The sequence below is a fragment of the Mycobacterium sp. genome, assembly GCF_025965855.1.
GTDB lineage: Bacteria > Actinomycetota > Actinomycetes > Mycobacteriales > Mycobacteriaceae > Mycobacterium.
The window spans coordinates 1-16,062 of the sequence record NZ_JAOPWB010000108.1; the positions used below are offsets into that span (position 1 = coordinate 1).

The 16,062-nt window shown below is 66.8% G+C and carries 15 protein-coding genes and 1 pseudogene; 8 read left to right on the forward strand and 8 right to left on the reverse strand.

Translation table 11 applies throughout. The features are described from left to right. Window positions 1-269 precede the first annotated feature (269 nt). Together JWP83_RS07905 and JWP83_RS07910 are read left to right on the forward strand one after the other, a co-directional pair. Entirely contained in the window at window positions 270-1,919 is a 1,650-nt protein-coding gene (locus tag JWP83_RS07905) for an LGFP repeat-containing protein (protein ID WP_297728194.1), read from the forward strand. A 130-nt stretch (window positions 1,920-2,049) separates the two neighbouring features. After that, a complete protein-coding gene (locus JWP83_RS07910; RefSeq protein WP_297728196.1) occupies window positions 2,050-3,636 on the forward strand; it encodes a PE domain-containing protein in 1,587 nt (528 codons plus the stop codon). A gap of 4 nt (window positions 3,637-3,640) precedes the next feature. On the opposite strand, the gene JWP83_RS07915 is transcribed toward JWP83_RS07910, so the two are convergent. The 4 genes and pseudogenes from JWP83_RS07915 to JWP83_RS07930 all read right to left on the reverse strand — a co-directional run bounded on the left by JWP83_RS07915 (window position 3,641) and on the right by JWP83_RS07930 (window position 6,821). Further along, window positions 3,641-4,456: an HAD family hydrolase gene (locus JWP83_RS07915; RefSeq protein WP_297728199.1), complete on the reverse strand. Its 816-nt coding sequence runs from the start codon at window positions 4,454-4,456 to the stop codon at window positions 3,641-3,643. A gap of 24 nt (window positions 4,457-4,480) precedes the next feature. Continuing rightward, entirely contained in the window at window positions 4,481-5,266 is a 786-nt protein-coding gene (locus tag JWP83_RS07920; protein ID WP_297728202.1) for a 1-acyl-sn-glycerol-3-phosphate acyltransferase, read from the reverse strand. Window positions 5,267-5,294: 28 nt separating this feature from the next. Beyond that, window positions 5,295-6,047 (reverse strand): annotated as a pseudogene (locus JWP83_RS07925) (lysophospholipid acyltransferase family protein); the annotation flags it as partial. 3 nt (window positions 6,048-6,050) lie between these two features. Then, entirely contained in the window at window positions 6,051-6,821 is a 771-nt protein-coding gene (locus JWP83_RS07930; RefSeq protein WP_297728205.1) for a 1-acyl-sn-glycerol-3-phosphate acyltransferase, read from the reverse strand. Window positions 6,822-6,880: 59 nt separating this feature from the next. Between JWP83_RS07930 and JWP83_RS07935 the strand changes: the two genes are divergently transcribed. Genes JWP83_RS07935 through JWP83_RS07945 form a run of 3 tightly spaced genes read left to right on the forward strand, consistent with a single transcriptional unit; the run spans window position 6,881 to window position 9,564 of the window. Further along, on the forward strand, window positions 6,881-7,624 hold the full coding sequence (locus tag JWP83_RS07935; RefSeq protein WP_297728208.1) for a phosphotransferase: 744 nt from the start codon (window positions 6,881-6,883) through the stop codon (window positions 7,622-7,624). Window positions 7,625-7,684: 60 nt separating this feature from the next. Then, window positions 7,685-9,235, forward strand: coding sequence for an MBL fold metallo-hydrolase (locus tag JWP83_RS07940; RefSeq protein ID WP_297728212.1), 1,551 nt, complete (start codon window positions 7,685-7,687; stop codon window positions 9,233-9,235). Continuing rightward, window positions 9,232-9,564 carry a hypothetical protein gene (locus JWP83_RS07945; protein WP_297728214.1) on the forward strand — a complete coding sequence of 111 codons (333 nt, stop codon included), beginning with the start codon at window positions 9,232-9,234 and terminating at the stop codon, window positions 9,562-9,564. Before JWP83_RS07940 ends, JWP83_RS07945 begins: the two co-directional genes overlap by 4 nt. A gap of 79 nt (window positions 9,565-9,643) precedes the next feature. On the opposite strand, the gene JWP83_RS07950 is transcribed toward JWP83_RS07945, so the two are convergent. Both JWP83_RS07950 and JWP83_RS07955 read right to left on the reverse strand, forming a co-directional pair. Beyond that, window positions 9,644-11,218: an NAD(P)/FAD-dependent oxidoreductase gene (locus tag JWP83_RS07950; protein WP_297728217.1), complete on the reverse strand. Its 1,575-nt coding sequence runs from the start codon at window positions 11,216-11,218 to the stop codon at window positions 9,644-9,646. Between the two features lie 69 nt (window positions 11,219-11,287). Beyond that, window positions 11,288-11,905 (reverse strand): TetR/AcrR family transcriptional regulator, encoded by a 618-nt coding sequence (locus JWP83_RS07955; RefSeq protein WP_297728220.1) that lies wholly within the window; start codon window positions 11,903-11,905, stop codon window positions 11,288-11,290. 90 nt (window positions 11,906-11,995) lie between these two features. On the opposite strand from JWP83_RS07955, the gene JWP83_RS07960 reads away from it, so the two are divergent. Beyond that, a complete protein-coding gene (locus JWP83_RS07960) occupies window positions 11,996-12,484 on the forward strand; it encodes a DUF2834 domain-containing protein (RefSeq protein WP_297728223.1) in 489 nt (162 codons plus the stop codon). A gap of 6 nt (window positions 12,485-12,490) precedes the next feature. On the opposite strand, the gene JWP83_RS07965 is transcribed toward JWP83_RS07960, so the two are convergent. Continuing rightward, window positions 12,491-12,763, reverse strand: a complete 273-nt coding sequence (locus JWP83_RS07965) for a helix-turn-helix domain-containing protein (RefSeq protein ID WP_297728226.1) — start codon at window positions 12,761-12,763, stop codon at window positions 12,491-12,493. Window positions 12,764-13,119: 356 nt separating this feature from the next. Between JWP83_RS07965 and JWP83_RS07970 the strand changes: the two genes are divergently transcribed. Next, window positions 13,120-13,434 carry a hypothetical protein gene (locus tag JWP83_RS07970; RefSeq protein WP_367185596.1) on the forward strand — a complete coding sequence of 105 codons (315 nt, stop codon included), beginning with the start codon at window positions 13,120-13,122 and terminating at the stop codon, window positions 13,432-13,434. Here JWP83_RS07970 and serS read toward each other — a convergent pair. Next, window positions 13,431-14,684, reverse strand: a complete 1,254-nt coding sequence (gene serS, locus JWP83_RS07975; protein WP_297728229.1) for a serine--tRNA ligase — start codon at window positions 14,682-14,684, stop codon at window positions 13,431-13,433. The genes JWP83_RS07970 and serS overlap by 4 nt on opposite strands. A 110-nt stretch (window positions 14,685-14,794) precedes the next feature. Between serS and JWP83_RS07980 the strand changes: the two genes are divergently transcribed. After that, window positions 14,795-16,062, forward strand: a 1,268-nt coding sequence (locus JWP83_RS07980; RefSeq protein ID WP_297728232.1) for a septum formation family protein, incomplete at its 3' end; no start/stop codon positions are given.

Below are 16,062 nucleotides of genomic sequence, written 5' to 3' on the forward strand. Positions count from 1 at the left end.
GTGCCCTGACGGGCGCTGACGCCGGCACGCTGCCGGCCGCGACCGGTGCCACCGGCGCCCTGACCGGCGCCGCCGCGCCGGCTCTGCCTCACTAGAACCGGGAGGAACCTGTCCCCTGACGGCACCGCAGAGTCCGCATGGGTCCGGATCATGTGATCCGCCAGCGAATACACCCTCTGCGGTGCCGTCGAACAGGTTTTCGTGGACTTTTAGCGCCCAGTCTCGTGTCGCCTCATAAATAACAGGAGAAACACAAGTAACATCAGCTGGTGTCGTCCCGCAGTCGCGCGCCAACGATGTTGCTTACCGCCATCGCGGCGACGGTCGTCATCGTCTCCTGGGTGGGCCACGCGACACGCGACCGCGGAACCCCCGACCCACCCCGGCCCCACGACACCCAGCTCGCCGAGCAGCCGCTGCTCGGGCTCGGCGGTGGAGTCACGGTCTGCGAACTCACGCAGGACACACCGTTCTCGTTGGTCGCGCTCACCGGCGACCTCGCCGGCACGTCCACCCGGGTGCGTGCGAAGCGGCCCGACGGTTCCTGGGGGCCCTGGTATCAGACCGAGTACGAAACCGCGGCGCCCGACGCGGGACCCGCGAGCGGCGGAGCGATCGAGGGGCCACGCAGCACGGATCCGGTGTTCGTCGGCACCACCACGACGGTCCAGATCGCGGTCACCCGCCCGGTCGATGCGCCGGTGACCCAGCCGCCGGCGCCACCGGGCGCCGGGACAGACATCGCCGGCCTCGGGTACAGGCCGGCGTCCAAGGAACAGCCTTATGCGGAGAACATCTCCGCGATACTCATCTCTCCGCCGCAGGCGCCGGCCAAGACTCAATGGACGCCGCCATCGGGAGTGATGATGCCCGGCCAGCCGCCGGCCATCATCAGCCGGGCGGAGTGGGGTGCCGACGAGTCGCTGCGGTGCGGTAGTCCGCAGTACGACAACGGGATTCGCGCTGCCGTCATCCACCACACCGCGGGCAGCAACGACTATTCCCCGCTGGAATCGGCCGGGATCGTCAAGGCGATCTACACCTATCACAGCAAGACCCTGGGCTGGTGCGACATCGCCTACAACGCGCTGGTCGACAAGTACGGCCAGGTGTTCGAGGGCAGCGCCGGGGGGCTGACTAAAGCGGTCGAGGCTTTCCACACCGGCGGCTTCAACCGCAACACCTGGGGTGTGGCGATGATCGGCAACTTCGATGACGTACCGCCGACGCCCATTCAGCTGCGAACCGTGGGCCGGCTACTCGGCTGGCGGCTAGGCATGGACGGCGTCGACCCCAAGGGCAAGGTGGCGCTGGAGTCGGCCGGTAGCCACTACACCACCTTCCCGGCCGGCGCCATCGCGAACCTGCCCACCATCTTCACCCACCGCGACGTCGGAAACACCGACTGCCCGGGCAACGCCGCCTACGCGCTGATGGACGAAATCCGTGATATCGCATCGCATTTCAACGACCCGCCGGAGGAGTTGATCAAGGCGCTGCAGGGCGGCGCCATCTACGAGCACTGGCTTGCGATCGGCGGCATGAACAGCGTCCTCGGCGCACCCACCTCGCCGGAAGACAGCGCCGAAGGCGACGCCCGCTTCGCCACCTTCGCCAAAGGCGCGATGTACTGGTCGCCCGAAATCGGCGCGGAGCCGGTGACGGGTGACATCTACGACGCCTGGGCCTCGCTGAGCTATGAGCGGGGTCCTCTCGGGTTGCCGACCAGCGCGGAAATACAAGAGCCGCTGCAGATTACGCAGAACTTCCAGCACGGCGCCCTGAACTACGAGCGCCTCAGCGGAAACGTCACCGAGGTCGTCGACGGCATCACGACGCCGCTGTCGACGCAATCCCCGAGCGGTCCCGAGGTGCCGGCCGAACACTTCTCGCTACCGACCCATCCGAGCGCCACCTAGGCGCGAGCCGCCCACGGGCGCGGATTTTTGAGTTGAATGCCGGTTTCGGTCCGGACGTGGCCTAGGTCACATACTCTCAAGTTGCCCTGACAAACGCGGGTCGCGGGGATCGAGTCGAGGGGAGACGGCCGTGTCGTTCGTAGTCACAGCGCCGGAGGTAGTCACGACTGCTGCCGAGAACCTGGCGGGTATCGGCTCCAACCTGGGCGAGGCAACCGCGGCTGCGGCGGCCCCCACGACCGGGGTCACGGCCGCGGCCGCCGATGAGGTGTCGATCGCGATCTCCGAGGTCTTCGGGACATTCGGCCAGGAATTTCAAGCCGCCAGCGCGCAAGCGGCGGCGTTTCAAGACGAGTTCGTGAGTTTGTTGAACGGTGGCGCGGCGGCCTATCTCGGCACCGAGATCGCCAACGCCGAGCAAGGCCTGGTGAACGCGGTCAACGCGCCCGCCCTGACACTCGGCGGCGCGGCCTCGTTCCTGTCCACCGACACATCCTTGCTACCGGGGCTGTTGGCGCCGGGTGCGGCTGCCGCCTTTGTTCCGGGGGGAGCGTACGGGCAGCTCTTCGCCACTACGTCGGCGAACCTGCAATCCCTCTACGGCGCATGGGCCGCCGACCCGTTCCCGTTCCTGCGCCAGGTCATCGCCAACCAAATGGGTTACTGGCAGCAGATCGCCACGGCGCTCGCCAACACCATCCAGAACTTCCCGGCCGTGTTGGCAAATCTGCCGGCGGCCGTCCAGGCCGGCATCCAGCAACTTCTGGCCTTCAACCCGGCTTTCTACGCGCAGCAGTTCATCACAACGCAGATCGGCTTCGCCCAGGAGTTCGTCACCAACCTTTACAGCGCGACGACCGGGATCGTGGCCGGCCTGCCCGCTTTTGGCGCGCAGCTACAAGTGGCCCTGCAAGCCGTCCTGGCGGGCAATTACTTCGGCGCGGTGCAGGACGTGGCGCAGGCCTTCGCCAACCTCTTGGTGACGGGGGTCAATCCCGGCACCCCGGTGATCACCGTGACGGGTGGTCCCACGCTGAATGCCACGGTGAATCCCACGCTTCTTGGGCCGCTCGGAAATTTGTTTGCCGTCGCGAACATCCCCGGACAAGAGGCGCAGTACTTCACCAACCTGATGCCCCCGTCCATACCTCGGCAGATGTCGCAGAACCTCACCAACGTGCTGAATACGCTTACAATTCCAAGCATTTCGGCGACCGCCACAATCCCGATCTTCAATGCCACGGCGGGATCGCTCAGCGCCTTCTTCGGGCTGCCGTTGGTCCTCACCTATGCCGCGGCGGGTGCGCCGCTCGCGACCCTCACCGGACTCGCAACGAGCGCGACGGCGGTTCAACAGGCCCTGTTGGCGGGCAACGGCGTAGCGGCGGTCAACGCACTCGTGAACGCTCCAGCCGTCGTGGCCAACGGGTTCCTCAATGGTGAAACCATCGTGGACATGACGATTCCGGTGCCAATAAGCGTCACACTGCCGATTATTGGCCCCGTCAGCGCGACCGTGCCGATCATTTTGCACCTACCCTTCGACGGCATTCTGGTTCCGCCCCACCCCGTTACAGCGACGATCGATCTGAGCGGGATTCTCCCAAATACCCAAATCCCCGTGACCATCTTCGGCACGCCGTTCATGGGACTCGTCCCCCTGATGGTCAACTACCTGCCCCAACAACTCGCCGCGGCGATCACACCCACGGGGTAGCGCGCTAAAGCCACCAGCGTTCCAGCACCCGTCCCACCCCATCGTCGCTGTTGGGTGCGGTGACTTCGTCGGCGGCGGCCAGCACGTCGGGATGCGCGTTACCCATTGCCACGCCGTGGCCCGCCCACAGCAGCATCGGGATGTCGTTGGGCATGTCGCCGAACGCCACCACCTCGTCGCTGGTGATCCCCTGCGGTTTGGCGATCTCCTCCACGCCGCTGGCCTTGCTGATCCCCAGCGGCACGATCTCGACCAAGCCATTGTTGGTGGAGTAGGTGATGTCGCCCTGGATGCCGACATGCTTGGCGAGTTCGGCGGCCATGTCCGAACTGCGGGCACCGGCCTTGCGGATCAGCAGCTTGATCGCCGGCGCGCTGAGCTGGTCGGCGATCGACACCTCGGTGTTGTCCGGGTTGAGCCATGCGTGCTCGTAGCCCGGCGAGCTGATGAACTGGGGAGTGGCCGTGTCGTGGGCGCGTTCGCCGATCCGCTCGACCGCCAGACCCGCGCCCGGGATGGCTCTGGTCGCCAATTCGGCCAACTCGGCCAGCGTGTCGACGGCCAGCGTTCGCACCGACAACACCCGGTCGTTGGCGGGGTCGTAAAGGACGGCGCCGTTGGCGCAGACCGCAACCGGCGCGAAGCCGAGCGCCTCCACGACGGGGCGAATCCAGCGCGGCGGCCGTCCGGTCGCCACGACGAACTGCGCCCCGGCGGCGACCGCTGCACCCACGGCGTCGCGGGTGCGCGGCGTAATGGTTTCGTTTTCGTCGAACAAGGTGCCGTCGACGTCGCAGGCGATCAGCGCCGGCAAGGTCATTGAGAGGGTCCGCCTTCGCCGCTCTCAGTGCGATCCGCTTTGGGTCGGCCTAGGTCGCGTCACGCCGTCGCTCCCGTATTTCTTGGCCCGCTCCTGCAATTCGGCCAAACGAATCGCCCGGGAGTCATCCTGGGTTGGCGCCGTGCCACCCAGGCGCCTGGGCACCCAGTACTCGCCCTCGGGGTGCGGATACTCCTCCTGGACCCGGTACAGCAACGCGTTCATCGCCTGGCGCAGTGCGGCGATGAGCTGCTCGACGTCGCCCTGCGGCAGCAGCGGCCGTCCCGCGGCCACCGTGATCGGAACCTTGTTGCGGAACACCTTCTTTGGATGATCCTTGGGCCAAATCCGATGCGCGCCCCAGACAATCAGGGGAACGATCGGCGCCCCCGCGTCCAGCGCCAGGCGAGCCGTTCCCGACTTGAAGTCCCTGAGTTCGTAACTGCGACTGATGGTGGCCTCGGGGTGGAGCCCGACGAGTTCGCCTTCCCGCAGCCGCTGCGCTGCCACCGCGTACGCGTCTTGCCCCATTCGACGGTCCACCGGGATGAGCTGGCAGTGCTTGATCACGTAGTTCACCGCCTTCACGTCCGCCATCTCGGCCTTGATCAAGAAGCGCAGCCGTCGCTTGCGTTCGTGGGCGGCAAGCGACGCGGGCATCCAATCCAGGTAGCTCGTGTGATTGAGGGCGATCAGGGCGCCGCCCCGGGCAGGAATGTTCTCGAGGCCTTCAAAATTGAGCTTGGTTCCGTTCATCGCGACGACGGCCGGAACGACCACCTCCGCGAACCGGAAAAACGGCTCTGCCATGTCCTTTCCTTCCCCTAACGCGACTGATGCGGGCACGGTTGGCGGCCCTTTTGGCCGATCGGGCCGCGGCCTCGTCGGCCTCTATCTGCGCCGCCTCGGCCAATGTCGGCGCGCCGCCGCCAAGCCGGCGCGGCACCCAGTAGGCGCCGGCGGGGTGCGGATACCGCTGCTGCGCCTGGTGCAGCAGCGTCGTCATCGATTCGCGCAGCACGGCATTGGTGGATTCGATGTCTTCGGCGGGATGTAACGGCGCCCCCACCTGCACGATGACCGGCAGCTTCTCGCGGCCGACGTGTCGTGGATGGTCCTTCGTCCAGATGCGTTGCGCACCCCAGACGATCACCGGGACGATCGGGACGTTCGCCTCGGTGGCCATCCGGGCCGCACCCGTCTTCAATTCCTTGAGCTCGAAGCTGCGGCTGATCGTGGCCTCGGGGTAGACACCGATCAGCTCGCCCTCGCGCAGCCGCCGCACGGCCACCGCGTAGGCGTCCGCCCCGGCGCCCCGATCCACGGGAATGGTGCGGGTGTGCTTGATCAGGAAATTGACCGCCTTCACCTGTTGCATCTCAGCTTTGATCATGAATCTAAGCCGACGGCGGCGGCGATGCACGGCTAATGCGGCAGGCAGAAAGTCGACGTAGCTGGTGTGGTTGATCGCGATCACGGCCCCGCCGCGGTCGGGGATGTTCTGCTCGCCGCGGTAGGTGACGCGTGTACCCGTGCCCTGAACGACGAGCTGGGCCAGGATCTCGAGGGCGCGAAAGGTCGGCTCCGCCATCGGTTACTGCTCCGGCGCCCCGGCGGCTCGGGCGCGGCGGGCGGCCCGCGCGGCGGCCTCCTCGACGTCCATGCGGGCCGCCTCAGCTAACGATGGAGCGCCGCCTCCGAGCCGGTGCGGCACCCAGAATCCGCCGGCCGGATGGGGTCCATACAGCCCTTGGGCCCTTTCCAGCAAATGTTGCATCCGCGAATGCAACAGGCTCTTCAGTTCCTCGATGGCCAGCGTCGGTTCGATCGGTTCGCCCGCGATCACCACGATGGGCACCTTCGGCCGGAGCAGCCTCTTTGGGTGGTCCTTGGTCCAGATCCGCTGCGCGCCCCAGATGATGTGCGGGACGATCGGGACGCCGGCGTCGACCGCCATCCGGGCCGCCCCCGACTTGAACTCCTTGATTTCGAAGCTCCGGCTGATCGTGGCTTCGGGGTAGACGCCGACCAGCTCACCGTCTTTGAGATTCCGGACGGCGGATTCGTAGGACGCGGCCCCATCTTGCCGATTCACGGGGATATGTCGGAGACTGCGCATGATCGGTCCGGTGATCTTGTGGTCGAACACCTCCTGCTTGGCCATGAACCGCACCTTGCGCCCAAGGCCCTGCTCGTACGCGGGCAAACCCGCGAAAGTGAAGTCCAGGTAGCCGGTGTGGTTGATCGCGATGACTGCACCGCCGCTTTTCGGTATGTTCTCGACGCCCGAGACGGTGATCTTGAGACCCTGAATGCGCCAGATCACGCGGGCAAGCCGAATGACAGTCCCGTATACCGGTTCCACAGCGATTCAGCCTAGTGCTCCCGACTGTGAGCCGCCTCAACCGCCGAGAAGAGGCAACCTTGTCCGCCCCCGCTTCCCCGCCCACCGTGCCCGCGGTCGTCGCCCGGTTCGCGGCCGGCAGGCCCGTGCGCGCGGTCTGGGTCAACGAGCTGGGCGGCGTCACGTTCCGGGTGGGCCGTGGGTCTCCCTGCACGGAATTCATCAAGGTGACTGCCGCGGACGTCGCCGACTTCGCCGGTGAGGCGGAGCGGCTGGGCTGGGCGGCCCGGTACGTCACCGTGCCGCACGTGCTGGGCTGGGGTCTCGACGGGGGCCGGGCGTGGCTGCGCACCCGCGCACTGCCCGGCCTGTCGGCCGTACACCCACGATGGTTGGCGGCACCGGACGTCGCTGTGCGGGCGATCGGCGCTGGGCTGCGCCTCTTGCATGACCGATTGCCGCTGTCGTCCTGCACCTTCGACTGGTCGGTGGCCGGCCGGTTGGCCAAGCTACCGCCGTCCGCCCGCGCGCGCCTGGGCCCGCCGCCGCCGATCGACCGGACTGTGGTGTGCCACGGCGACGCGTGCTCACCCAACACGCTGATCGGCGACGACGGCCACTGCTGCGGACACGTCGACTTCGGCGAACTCGGTGTCGCGGATCGGTGGGCCGACCTCGCGGTGGCGACGCTGTCGTTGGGCTGGAACTATCCGGGCCGCCGCTGGGACGCGGAATTCTTCGACGCCTACGGCGTCGAGGCCGACCCGGAGCGCATCGATTACTACCGCCGGCTGTGGCAGGCCGAAGAAGCGGGCTCGCGCTAAGCTCGGGGGCTGACAAGCCGTCAACCGTCGGCAGGCCCCCAACGTCCCTGAAAGGTATCAGTGCAGGTCACGAGCGTAGGCCACGCCGGATTCCTGATTCAGACCCACGCGGGCGACATCCTTTGTGACCCCTGGGTCAATCCCGCCTACTTCGCGTCCTGGTTTCCCTTCCCGGACAACAGCGCGCTGGACTGGGACCAACTGGGCGACTGCGACTACCTGTATGTCTCCCACCTGCACAAGGACCACTTCGACCCGAAGAATCTCAGCGAGCACGTCAACAAGGACGCGGTGGTGCTGCTGCCCGACTTCCCGGTGCCCGACCTGCGAAACGAGTTGCACAAGCTGGGGTTTCATCGGTTCTTCGAAACCACCGACTCGACCACACACCGGATCACGGGGCCCAAGGGCGACCTCGACATCATGATCATCGCCCTGCGCGCGCCGGCCGACGGCCCGATCGGCGATTCGGCGCTGGTCGTTTCCGACGGTGAGACAACGGTTTTCAACATGAACGACGCCCGGCCGGTGGATCTGGACGTGGTGGCCGCCGACTTCGGCCAGGTCGACGTCCATCTGCTGCAGTACTCCGGGGCGATCTGGTACCCCATGGTCTACGACATGCCGACCCGCGCCAAGGAGTCGTTCGGCATCCAGAAACGGCAGCGGAAGATGGACCGTGCGCGTCAGTACATCGCCCAAGTCGGGGCGACCTGGGTCGTGCCGTCGGCGGGGCCGCCGTGCTTTTTGGACCCCGAGTTGCGCCACCTCAACGACGACCGCGGCGACCCGGCCAACATCTTTCCCGACCAAACGGTCTTCCTGGACCAGATGCGCACGCACGGCCACGACGGCGGCCTGCTGATGATGCCCGGATCGACGGCGGACTTCACGGGCACGACGCTGAATTCGCTTCGCCATCCGTTGCCTGACGACCAGGTCGAGGCCATTTTCACCACCGGCAAATCGGCCTACATCACCGACTATGCCGACCGGATGGCCCCGGTGTTAGCCACGGAGCGCGCGGGCTGGGCCCCCGCCGCGGGCGAGCCGCTGCTGGAACCACTGCGCGCGCTGTTCGAGCCGATCATGCTGCAAAGCGACGAGATCTGCGACGGCATCGGCTATCCCGTCGAACTCGTCATCGGCCCCGAGACGGTGATCCTGGATTTTCCGAAAAGGACTGTGCGCGAACGGATTCCCGACGAAAAGGTCCGCTACGGTTTCGCCATAGCGCCGGAGCTGGTGCGCACCGTGCTGCGCGATCACGAACCCGACTGGGTCAACACCATCTTTTTGTCCACCCGTTTCACCGCATGGCGGGTGGGCGGCTACAACGAATACCTGTACACGTTCTTCAAGTGCCTGACCGACGAACGGATCGCCTACGCTGACGGATGGTTCGCCGAGACCCACGACGATTCCACCTCGGTCACGGTGGACGGCTGGGAGATTCAGCGTCGTTGCCCCCATCTCAAGGCCGACCTATCGAAATTCGGTGTGGTAGAGGGCAACACCTTGACCTGTAACCTGCATGGTTGGCAGTGGCGATTGGACGACGGCCGCTGCCTGACCGCGCGCGGCCACCAGCTCCGGAGCTCGAAGAAATGAACTCCAGCTACGATGATGGCCTCGTACAGCTGGATCGCGCAGCGATCACGTTGCGCCGCTACCACTTTCCTTCCGGCACGTCGAAGGTCATCGCGCTGGACACCATCAAGGGGTACAAGGCCGAGGCGTTGGGCATGTTCATGCAGCGCTTCCGTATCTGGGGCAGCTCCGACTTCCGTCGCTGGCTGCCCCTGGACGTGCAACGGCCGTTCAAATCAACGTTGATCACCTTGGACATCCCGGGGACCCGGCCCAGCCCGGCGTTCACGCCGGCGCGCCCGGACGAGTTCACCGCGCTGCTGGACGAACTGCTGGTCGAGCGCGGCTAGCGCCGGCGCCACCGAACGTGTACTGATCGCTTGACATCGCCGCGCGATTTCTCGCACTGGTTGCACGCCCGGCGATGTATCAGCGCCCCAGGTCGGCCAGTGCCGCCCGGCCGGCGTTATAGCCGGGGATGAAGGTGATTCCCGGCCCGCCGTGGCAGCCCGCGCTGCCCAGATACAGCCCGTCGATCGGGATCGGCTGGCCCCGAAAGCCTTTCGGGCCCGGCCGGTTCGGCCCGATCTGATCTGCGTTCAGCAACCCGTGGCAGTAGTCGCCACCCGGGGCCCCGAACATCACGCCCATGTGCCTGGGCGTGAACGTGGTGTGCCGGATGATGCTGCCCTCGAAGTTCGGCGCCAGCCGGGTGATCTTGTCGATAACCCGCTGTCCCATTTCGACCTTCGCTTGGCCATAGTCCGCCCCGCCCTCGATCGGGAACCACAGGGCGAACGCTGACGCGGCGTGCTTACCCTCGGGCGCCAGGTCCGGATCGTTCTGCGAAGGGATCTGCAACACCACGGTCGGGTCGGCCGGAACGATCCCGCGCCGGCAATCCTCCCACTGCTGCTGGACCTCCTCCGGGGTGCAGAAGAGGCCTATCGAAGCCTGCATGGCCGGCTCGTTGAGTCCCTCGTAGGGCGCGGCGAACCTGGGGGCCTCGTCCAGCGCGAAGTGCATCTGCAGATAGCTGCCGCGGTGGTCGATCCGCGAGTACCGCTCCCGGATGTCGGCGGGCAGCGCCGCGGGGTCGATCATCTCGTTGAGCGTGACGTCGGGCGCGATGCCGGAGACGACGATCGGCGCGGAAAGGGTGTCCCCCGCCTCAGTGCGCACACCGGTCACCCGGCCGTCGGTGACCAGGATTTCGGTCACCTTGGTGCGCAGCCGCACCTCGCCGCCGTGGCTTTCCAACAGCTCACCCAGGTGTGAGGTGAGCGCGCCGATGCCGCCGCGCAACTTCTTCATCTGCATGGTGTCCCCGTCGGGAACACCGAGTCCGAAGGCCAGCGCCGCCGCGCTGCCCGGGGTGGCCGGCCCGCGGTAGAGGGTGTTGACGGCCAGCATGGTCATCGAGCCGCGCAGCGCGCCGTGTTTCTCGCGGTCCGGAAGGTAGCGGTCCAACACGTCGGTGACCGAACCGAACAGCATGTCGTCGATGGCCGAGCGTTCGAATTCGTTTGTGGCGCAGGCGTACATCTCGTCGAAGGTCTTAGGTGCTGTGCCCGCCTCGAACCGCCCCAGTGCCCGGGTGGGCGCTTGGCTCCAGGCCATCAGCCCCGCCATCCCGTTGACGGCGTCGGCCCCGTGCACCTCGTTGAGGTGGGTGAACAGCTTGATCGGATCGCTGTACTGGACCAGCGGATCGTCACCGACGCCGCGCACCGCCACCGACATCACCTCCAGGTCGAGCGTCGGCAGGGTGTCCAGGCCCAGTTCCTCGACAACCACCGAGGCCGTGGGGAATTGCACCGAGCCGGCGATCTCGAAGTGGTAGCCGTCGAAAAGCTCGACCGTGGAGGCCATCCCGCCGGCGTAGAGCTTGCCATCCAGGCATGCCGTGCGCAGTCCCGCTTTCTGCAGCAGCACCGCCGCGGCCAGCCCGTTATGCCCGGCACCGATAACGATCGCGTCGAACGCGGTTTCAGTTTCAGCCATGTGTACCTGCCTTCCAGAAATGGAGGCTGGCACGGCCGCAAAGTTTTGTCAATTGTGACGAAACTGGGCTCAGGCGCTGGCGGCCCAGGCGTCGGTGATGCCGGCGCGCAGCGACTCGAGCGCGGCATGGGACACCCGCGCCAGCTCGCCCAGCGACCGGTCGTCGCCGACCATCCAAAATTCCATCGCACCGAAAACCGCGGCCGCGATGCAACGCGCGGTCACCGCGGCGCGCAACCGGGCATCCGGCGTCTGAGCCACCGAGCAGCTACGCCGTTTCAGTTGCTCCTGGATGGCATTGGCGAAGTCGGCTTGCACTTCCTGGATGTGGCGGACGATGCGGCCGGGATCGATCTCGCCGCCCCGTAACGCGGCAATCTTCGCCACGGCCTCAACATCATAGGGAAACGAGAAGACGGCCGACTGTACCGAATCGATAATCGGTTCGTCGGCGGGTCGGGCGTCCAGCGCGGCGCGAAACCAGTTCAGTCCCGTGTAGTCGGCAAACAGCAAGTCGTGCTTGGACCGGAAGTGGCGATAGAAGGTCCGCAGCGACACCCCGGCGTCCGCGGCGATCTGCTCGGCCGACGTGTCCTCGACACCCTGGGCCAGGAATCGCACCAGCGCGGCCTGGATCAGCGCCTCGCGGGTGCGTTCGCTGCGTGCCGTCTGCGCGGGCCGGACCATGACAGTAAGCTACCCCCTTCGGTGTGCTGCCATTCTCCGCTCGTTATGTCAATATTGACAAAACTTTGTCACTAGAGCGACACTTCGCCCATGATCTGGCTTTACGTTCACGCAATCCTCGGGCTCGCGGTCATCGGCTGGATTATCGGGTCGAACCCGAGGATCTACGCCAAACCGGCCGACGGGCCGTGGTTCTCGGGGCTGGAACTCGTGTACTACGCGGCCGGCATCGCCTCGATCGCGCTGGGCTGGTACTTCAACATCCATTTCGTGCTCAACGCCCACGGCCAGGGCAGCATCGTCCAGGGGCCGGCCAGCTATCCGCACTTCCTGGCGCAACAGTTCGCCAACCCGGCCGCCGGTTCGGGCGACCAGGACTACATCATCGCGAATGTCATTCTGCTGCCGGTGTTTACGATTGTGGACGGCTATCGGCGCGGCATCCGGCGTCCGTGGCTGTTCTTCCTGGCGAGCTTCTTCACCAGCTTTTCCTTCCCGCTGGCCTGGTACTTCGCCACCATCGAGCGGCAGCGCAGGCACGCGCACTCCGCGCCCGCGCCAACGCCGGTGGACGCCTAGGTTCGTTCAGCGCGTTTTCGCCGCCCAGCGGCGAGCCCACTGGTCCAGGGGACTAAGCGCCTCGCCCAGCGACCGGCCGACCTCGCTCAATTCGTAGCACTGGTCGTCTCGCTGGACGACAAGACCCGCGTCCGTGAGTTCACCGAGGCGGTCGTAGAGAACGCTGGGCGACATGCCGTCGCAGCGGTCGCGCAACGACCTGGCACCCAGCGGACCATCCCGAAGCTCCCACAGGATCCGCAGCGACCAACGCCGCCCGAGCAGGTCGAGGGCCGCCATGAGCGGTCGACCCGTCGTCGACCCGCGCACCGGCCGACCGGGACGCCCCGCCGGTTGACGTTTCGTTTTCCGTAACGTAGTTTCTTTTTTCATGGTTACGGAAATCGTAACGCCTCGCATCGGCGCTCTCGAACCGCCCACGAGCCGGCCGCGGACGCGCAGCTGCAAAAGATGATGCCGCCGAATGTGCCGCCAATCGCGCTGTTTCGCACCGTGGTGCGAAACCTGCTCATGGCCGAGGCCATGACGCTCGGGGCAGCTACGAGCTGAGCCGCTCGCTGTCGCTATCCCTTCGTGACCGCGAGATCGTCATCGACCGAACCTGTGTCCGCTGCGGCTGCGAGTACGAGTGGGGCGTGCACATCGCCTTTTTCGCCGAACGTGCACGCTTTGGTCGGGACCAGATACGATCCCTGACCCACGGCGGCGCCGACGATCCGTGCTGGATCACCGAGCGAGATCGCCTCCTGATTCGCGCCGTCGACGCACTCTGCGGCAACCGAGACATCGACAACACCCTGTGGGAGGCGTTGCGCGGCGAGTTCGACGAATCCGAGATCCTCGACCTCACCATGCTGTGCGGCTGGTATCACGCCATCAGCTTCACGGCGCGCGCCGTGCGCGTCCCACTCGAACCGGGCAGTCCCACGTTCGCCGACTTGGAGGTCTAAGGCTCCAGCAGCTCGGTACCCACGAACGGCACCAGCGCAGCGGGCACCCGCACGCTGCCGTCGGGCTGTTGGTGGTTCTCCAGGATCGCGACCAGCCACCGGGTGGTGCCGAGCGTGCCGTTGAGCGTGGCCGCGATCTGTGGCTTGCCCGCGGCGTCCCGATAGCGCGTCGCCAGCCGGCGCGCCTGAAACGTGGTGCAGTTCGATGTCGACGTCAGCTCGCGGTAGGTGCCCTGCGTGGGAACCCATGCCTCGCAGTCGAATTTGCGCGCGGCCGACGAGCCGAGGTCGCCCGCGGCCACGTCGATCACCCGATACGGCACCTCGATCAGGGCCAGCATCTCGCGCTGCCAGCCCAGCAGCCGTTGATGTTCGGCCTCGGCGTCGGCGGGTGCGCAATAGACGAACCCCTCCACCTTGTCGAACTGGTGCACCCGGATGATGCCGCGCGTGTCCTTGCCATAGCTGCCGGCCTCACGCCGGAAACACGTGGACCAGCCCGCGTAGCGCCGCGGCCCGCCGGACAAGTCGAGGATCTCGTCGGCGTGGTAGCCGGCCAGCGGCACCTCGGACGTCCCCACCAGGTAAAGGTCGTCGGCCTCGACCCGGTACACCTCGTCGGCGTGGGCGCCCAGAAATCCGGTGCCGGCCATCACTTCCGGGCGCACCAGCACCGGCGGGATCATCGGGATGAAGTCGTTGTCGACCGCCAGCCGCAGGGCCAGCTGCAGCAGGCCCAGCTGCAACAGGGCACCCCGGCCGGTCAGGAAGTAGAACCGCGAGCCGGCCACCTTCGCGCCGCGTCGCATGTCGATGAGACCCAGAGACTCACCCAATTCCAAGTGGTCCCTGGGGTTCTCGATCGTGGCGGGCTCGCCGACCACGTCGAGGACGCGATAGTCGTCCTCGCCGCCGGCGGGCACCCCGTCGACGATGACGTTCGAGATCGCCATGTGTGCCGCGGTGAACGCCGCCTCGGCGCCGGCCTGGGCGGCTTCCGCGGCCTTCACCTGCTCGGCGAGCTCCTTGGCGCGCTGCAGCAGGGCAGGCCGCTCCTCGGCCGATGCCGCGCCCACGCTCTTGCTGGCGGCTTTCTGTTCGGCGCGCAAGCCGTCGGCGGCCGAAATCGCCGCGCGGCGCTCGGCGTCGGCGGCCAGCAAGGCGTCCACCAGCGCCGGGTCTTCGCCACGACTGACTTGCGAACGGCGCACGGCATCGGGGTCTTCCCGGAGCAGCTTCAGGTCGATCACGGCCCCGACACTACTTTTGCGGCGCCGATCGCATGGCAGAGCACCCACCACCGAGGTCCCACATACCACATCTGCAACTTTCGTAACGTTGCTTGTGCGGCCCTGTCAGAATGGAACCGATGTCGCAAGCACCGGAGAAGGAAGTTTCGGAAGCCAGCACCCCCGCCGGCTCCCGCGACGACACAGCGAAACAACCGCTGGGCGGCATCCGGTGGCCGCGCGGGTTGCAGGCGACCGCGACCAGGCGGGCGCTGTTGCTCACCGCGCTCGGCGGCCTGCTGATCGCCGGACTGGTCACCGCGATTCCCGTCGGCACCGGGCCGGGGCGGCTGGCCGGCTATATCGACCCGGTGCCCAGCACCGGCACCAAGAGCGACGCCGCCTTCAACCGCGCCAAGAGCGGCGATTGCCTGATGTGGCCGGATGCCACCCCCGAGTCCGCCAGCATCGTCAACTGCACCGACGATCACAAGTTCGAAGTCGCCGAGTCCGTCGACATGCGGACTTTCCCCGGCTCCGAGTACGGGCCCAGCGCCGCACCCCCGTCGCCGGCTCGGATCCAGCAGATGACGCAGGAGCAATGCGAGCCGGCGGTCCACAACTACCTGGGCGCCAAGTTCGATCCCAACAGCAAGTTCATGGTCAGCCTGCTGTGGGCCGGCGACCGAGCCTGGCGCCAGTCCGGCGACCGCCGCATGCTTTGCGGGCTACAGCTGCCGGGCGGCAACAACCAGCAGCAGGCCTTCAAGGGCAAGGCGTCCGACGTCGACCAGTCCAAGGTCTGGCCGACCGGCACCTGCCTGGGCATCGATCCGGCGATCAACCAGCCGACCGATGTCCCGGTCGACTGCGCGACGCCGCACGCGATGGAGGTCACCGGCACGGTGAACCTGGCCGAGAAGTTTCCCGGCGCCCTGCCCGCCGAGCCCGACCAGGACGGGTTCATCAAGGATTCGTGCACGAGGATGACGGACGCATACCTCGCGCCCACCAAGTTGCGCACCACCACCCTGACGCTGATCTACCCCATCGTGTCGGTGCCGAGTTGGTCGGCGGGTAGCCGCGAGGTCGCGTGCAGCATCGGCGCCACGCTGGGCAACGGTGGCTGGGCCACGCTGGTGAACAGCGCCAAGGGCCAGCTGCTGATCAACGGTCAGCCGCCGATCGCCCCACCCGACATTCCCGAGGACCGGCTGACGATGCCGCCGATACCGGTTCAGGCGCCGAGCCAGCCCAGCGCTCCGCCGGACGCCATACCGCCCAACAATCAGCACCTGCCTCAGCAGCAGCCGGTCGTGACGCAACCGCAAGCGCCGCAGGACGTCCCGCCGCCGCAAGATGGTGGGGCGGCGCCACCGCCCAGCCCGCCACCCCCGGC